Genomic DNA, 5,045 nt, shown 5'->3' with positions numbered 1-5,045 from the left:
CCAGTTCGGTCACGCCGGTCAACAGGTGACGCATCGTCGCCGCAGTCTCGGGGCGGATGGGGCGTCCGATCATTCGCGGCTTGCCCTCATACAACGTCTCGCCCGAGCTCGATACGACCTGTTTGACCACAAAGGGCTGCATCAGATGCCCGCCGTTGGCAATGGTGCAATAGGCATTCAGCATTTGGACGGCCGTGACCGCAACCCCCTGTCCGATAGACAGACGGGTCGGTGAGATCATCGACCACTTCTTGGACGGCGCGAGTATGCCGTTTTCCTCCCCGGGCAGGTCGATGCCAAGTTTGCGGCCGAATCCGAATCCCCGTAGATAGGCCTCCAGGCGTTTATTCCCCAGCATGAGCCCGATCTTGGCCGCGCCGATATTGCTCGACTTCTTGATGACGGTCGTGACATCGACCAGCCCGCGGACATGGTCATTCAGGATTTTACCGGCATAGAACCAGATCCCCGTCTCGGCGTCGATGACCGTCGCCGGCGTAATGATCCGCTCGTTCAGAGCCGCCGCGACAACCATGGATTTCATGGTTGAACCCGGTTCGAAATTGACGCCGAGCGCGGCGTTCCGTTTGACGAGTTCGTTCTCCCGGTTGTACTGGTTGGGGTCGTAGTCGGGGAGCGAGACCATGGCCAGTATTTCACCCGTAGCCACGCGTTGCACCACGGCCCATGCCGCATCGGCTCCGCTTGTCTCCATCGCCTCGCGCAACCCCCGCTCGACAAAATATTGGATGTTGTTGTCAAGCGTCAAGTGTACGCTCGCGCCATGCACGGGCGGGATGTTCTGCGTGCGCCGGCCGAAGATTTCAACACGATTGGCATTGACCTCGCCCGATATGACTCCCGGCGCGCCGATCATGTCCGCATGGCGGCTCTGCTCGATCCCCGCACTGCCGATCGCCTCGGCATTGATGAAGCCGACGACGTGAGCCATGCGCCGCCCCTGCGGATAGCTCCGGATGGTTTGAGGCTGTGCGCCGACGCCGCTCATCGTCTTCTTGTCGGCGATTAGGTTGAAGACAGCATCGTCCGTGCTGACGGCGAGACGGATGAAGCGCGAGTCGGTGCGGTTGAGATCCCGCAGAATCGTTTCAATATTCAGGTTTAATGCCTTGGCGAGCTGCTCAGCGATCACGAGCTTGTCGTGACTGGGGTTGACCATTTTGGGATCTATGAACACCAGACGCCCCGGCAGGCTGATGGCCAGCGGATTCTGCGTCCCGTTGCAATCGTAGATCGTCCCGCGCAAAGCCACCAGCTCCTGCTGGAAATTGCGCGATTCGATCTTCCCCGAATAGTTTCCCAAATGAAGCTGGCAGAGGCGAAACGTGATCCACGCCAGAAACGCGCACAACATGAAGACGGCGAACAGTATCCGCTGTTTGTCGCCCCGGTTCATCGGGTCCTCCCTTGCATGAAATTACGGCGTGCGCCGCGACGCCCGGGCCGAACGTTCACGCTCCTGATACTCGGCCACCAGGGCAACAGCCGAATCCGAATGGGGCATGCGGATGATTTGATCGGGGCGGGCATAGGTCATGCTGAGGCCGTGCCGAAGGAGATGCTGGCCCATCGCGTCGGGCGTCTTCATCGCGTTCCATTTCGCCTCCTCGCGAATCCGCTCATCCTCAAGTGACGCATACCGTCGCTCGAGATCCTTGATCAACTGACCGCGCGCGCCACATCGGTTGTCCATCGCCAGATATCCGACCAGCACGAACACGACGAGCACAGACAACCCGACGGCGTGGACCGAAACGATCCGCCCGTGAACACGGTGCTTGCGATTTTTGCGCATCATGGCTGCGCCTCCCCATTACCTGTATCTGTCTTTTTCAACGTTCGTTTATCTCCACTGTACAAATTCGCCTCTTCTTCCGGCCGCAGCCGGCGCACCGCCCGCACGTTTGCGGATCGGGCCCGCGGATTGCGGGACACCTCGTCATCGCCCGCCGTCCGCGGACGACGGGTCAGCAATTCCACCGCCGGCAGGTCTCCCTCCCAGCGCGCGCCACCCTGCTGCAGCGACACCTGCCGGCCCGCATGCGCCACGAAACGATGCTTCACCCGCCGATCCGTGAGACTTTCAAACGTAATCACAACGAACCGACCGTCGGGCGCGAGCAACCTCAACCCGTCCTCCAGTGCCTGATCCAGTTCCTCCAATTCGCGGTTGACCGCCATCCGCAGCGCTTGAAACACCCGTGTCGCCGGATGCTTACCGCTGCCGCGGCGTCCGCCGAGCGCCGCGCTGACGATGTCCGCCAGCCGTCCTGTCGTCACGATCGGCCGCGCGTCTCGGGCGCGCACGACCGCCTTGGCCACCCGCAACGCCTGCGGCTCCTCGCCCAAGCTGCGGAACAGCCCGGCCAGACCGGAGACGTCCAGCGTCGCGACCAGATCGGCCGCCGTCACGCCTGCGGTCGGATCCATCCGCATGTCCAACGGGCCGTCTGCCTGAAAACTAAAACCCCGGCCCGGCGTGTCGATCTGGTCGGACGACACCCCCAGATCGAGGAGGATGCCGTCGGCCTTCTCAAAGCCATGCTCCCGTGCCAGCCGCGCCAGATCGCCATGATCGCCGTGAACCAGCACCTGGCGGCCCGCCACACCCGAAAGCCGCGCCGCCGCCCGCCCCAGCGCCTCGGGATCGCGGTCGATCCCAAGCAAAGCACCGGTCGCCCCGGCTCGCGCGAGCATCTCGGCCGCATGTCCCCCACTTCCGAGAGTCCCGTCGACGTACCGTCCGCCGGGCCGCACCGCCAACAATTCCAACACCTCGGCTACCATTACCGACACATGCACGGTCGGCCTCCGTTAAAAAGCAACCTGCTGCACCGCCAACGCCAGTCGTCCCTGATCGACCTCGGCATCTTCGGGCCGCAGACGCGGCGACCACAATTGAACCCGGTTGACCGCGCCGATCATCACCACCTGGTCTTCGAGGCTGGCAAACGCCAAGAGTCTGTCGCGGATCCGGATGCGCCCCTGCACATCCCATTGCAACTGCTCGGAGTTCTCGCCAATCACTCGAAGCGCCTCTCCCGCACCCGGATCGAACAGCGACTTCTGGCGCAGTTTCTCCAAGCGCACATCCATCTCCGCCACCGGCAGCAGATTGAGGCATTTCACATAGGGATCGGGAATCACGTACACCGTCCCGGCCTGGCCCATGATCTCGCGCCACGTGGCCGGAATCGTGATCCGGCGCTTGGGATCGAGGGCATGATCGAACCGCCCCACGAATAGACCGCGGGCGCTCGCCAGGGAGGTTTTGCTTTCCGTTTCCACCAATTGACCTTTTGTGACACCATTCAACACCTTCTGACACCGATCTGTCAACAGGAATTTCGAGAAAAAATATTGCCGGGGGGGGAAGGCTCATGCAAAACCCCATCCTGGGTGTTTGCAAGAGCCTCAGAGTTGTGATTTTATTCAGCGGGAACTTGACTATGACGAGCAATCGTTCTACCCCCTGGCCGCCGCACAGACGATTGACGATCTGAACCGATACTCATGGCCGCGGGCCGACTGGTTCGACTACTCGGGCATGAGAGCCCAAGCCCAGGAAGCGTGCCGAATGAAAGCCTTGCAGTGCGGCTACATGGCGCCCTTCTACTGAAAGCATCATCGCCATGTACGATGAAGCGTGGAAGTACGGAAAATGGTCCTAACCAGCGGGGCCACAAGGAACGGACCTTCTGATTAACCTCAGTTTTCAGCTTTCAGTTTTCAGCATTTCAGCTTTCTCTTCTTGACCCGCCCGCCCGTTAACTGTACCCTTTTCGGCGTGGCGGCTCATGCCAGCGCTGGGGCAGAGCCTGTCAGGGAGGAGACCGGAAATGGCTAGACAAGCGATCAAGGCGCGAGGAGAGACGGAACATCTTCCGGCTGAAGATGCGGTCCGCGTTTCCGAAGAGTGGTATCGTGCGATCTACGACGGTTCGCCGTTAGCCATGGCCGTGTGGGATACCGAACGCCGGGTTGTGGACTGGAACCGGCAGGCGGAGACGGTGTTCGGTTGGACCCGCGAGGAGGTTCTCGGCAAGGACTTCTTCTCGTTCCTGCTCCCCGCTTCCGCGCTTCCGGCCGTGGCGGGGATCGTGGACGCGTTGCTGGCCGGAAATCTCCCAAGCCGGTCAATCAACGAGAACCTCACGAAACGTGGTGAAGCAATCCTGTGCGAGTGGAATAACTCCATACAGCACGATAGCCAGGGCAAGGTCACCGGCGTCATCTCGCTCGCCCTGGACATCACCCAACAGAAGCGGGCTGAGGATGCTTTGCGCCTGTTCAAAGAATCGGTGGAGAACGCTTCCGACGCCGTGGGCATGTCCACGCCGGAGGGGAAGCACTACTACCAGAACAAGGCCTTCGACGAACTGTTCGGCGCCATAGGCGAGAATCCCCCCGAAACCCTGTATGTCGTCCCTGCCATCGGTCACGAGGTGTTCCGGACGATCATGGCCGGAGACCCGTGGACTGGCGAGGTGCAGATGTACGCCAGGGACCGGAAAGTCCTGACTATCCTTCTACGCGCGTACGCGAGCAAAGACCAGTCCGGCCGCATCACGGGACTTGTCGGAGTCCATACCGACATCACCAAGCACAAACGGGTCATAGCCTACCACGAAGCGTGCCATATGATTTTGCAGCGTTTAAATGAACGCGTCGATCTCAAGAAAGCCATTCAGCATGTCCTGATCGCATTGAAACAACACACGGGTGCAGATGCCGTGGGTATCAGGATGCAGGAGGGAGAGGATTTTCCGTATCATGCGCAGGAGCTTGAGAGTGCCAACTTCTCGGGCGCTCCCTGCGTCCGCTCCCCGCCCCCGCCCCACACCCGTGGAGCGTGAAGATGAAAGAGCCGAACGCATTGTTCGGAATGCATTATGCGGGGGGGGGTGGGGTAAATGTCAACCCCCTTTTTTACAATGCCGAATATGGCGCAAGCGCGGTGAGTTCGCAGACTGCGCGCGGGCGCGTTCCACCTCTCGCAGGCTGCTATCTCACGCCTGCGATCC

The 5,045-nt window shown here is 61.0% G+C and carries 5 protein-coding genes; 1 reads left to right on the top strand and 4 read right to left on the bottom strand.

The window, feature by feature from the left end; genetic code table 11:
• The 4 genes from FJ222_12025 to FJ222_12010 form a co-directional block, all read right to left on the bottom strand.
• Positions 1-1,417, bottom strand: a 1,417-nt coding sequence (locus FJ222_12025; GenBank protein MBM4165149.1) for a penicillin-binding protein 2, incomplete at its 3' end; no start/stop codon positions are given.
• Positions 1,418-1,438: 21 nt separating this feature from the next.
• The gene (locus tag FJ222_12020; protein MBM4165148.1) at positions 1,439-1,819 is read right to left on the bottom strand and encodes a hypothetical protein; all 381 of its coding nucleotides are present in this window, start codon (positions 1,817-1,819) and stop codon (positions 1,439-1,441) included.
• Positions 1,816-2,808, bottom strand: a complete 993-nt coding sequence (rsmH, locus tag FJ222_12015; protein MBM4165147.1) for a 16S rRNA (cytosine(1402)-N(4))-methyltransferase RsmH — start codon at positions 2,806-2,808, stop codon at positions 1,816-1,818. Before rsmH ends, FJ222_12020 begins: the two co-directional genes overlap by 4 nt.
• Before the next feature lie 27 nt (positions 2,809-2,835).
• Positions 2,836-3,309: a hypothetical protein gene (locus FJ222_12010; protein ID MBM4165146.1), complete on the bottom strand. Its 474-nt coding sequence runs from the start codon at positions 3,307-3,309 to the stop codon at positions 2,836-2,838.
• A 509-nt stretch (positions 3,310-3,818) separates the two neighbouring features.
• Here FJ222_12010 and FJ222_12005 point away from each other — a divergent pair.
• The gene (locus FJ222_12005; GenBank protein MBM4165145.1) at positions 3,819-4,877 is read left to right on the top strand and encodes a PAS domain S-box protein; all 1,059 of its coding nucleotides are present in this window, start codon (positions 3,819-3,821) and stop codon (positions 4,875-4,877) included.
• The last annotated feature ends 168 nt before the right edge of the window (positions 4,878-5,045 follow it).

It is taken from the genome of Lentisphaerota bacterium, from assembly GCA_016873675.1.
In the GTDB taxonomy this organism is placed as follows: domain Bacteria; phylum Verrucomicrobiota; class Kiritimatiellia; order RFP12; family JAAYNR01; genus VGWG01.
This window is presented reverse-complemented; position numbering and strand designations above follow the sequence as displayed.

What these genes read in the sequence shown, in the direction of transcription:
- FJ222_12020 (MBM4165148.1), bottom strand. Translation starts at nt 1,819, where the DNA reads ATGATGCGCAAAAATCGCAAGCACCGTGTTCACGGGCGGATCGTTTCG.
- rsmH (MBM4165147.1), bottom strand. Translation starts at nt 2,808, where the DNA reads ATGGTAGCCGAGGTGTTGGAATTGTTGGCGGTGCGGCCCGGCGGACGG.
- FJ222_12005 (MBM4165145.1), top strand. Translation starts at nt 3,819, where the DNA reads ATGCCAGCGCTGGGGCAGAGCCTGTCAGGGAGGAGACCGGAAATGGCT.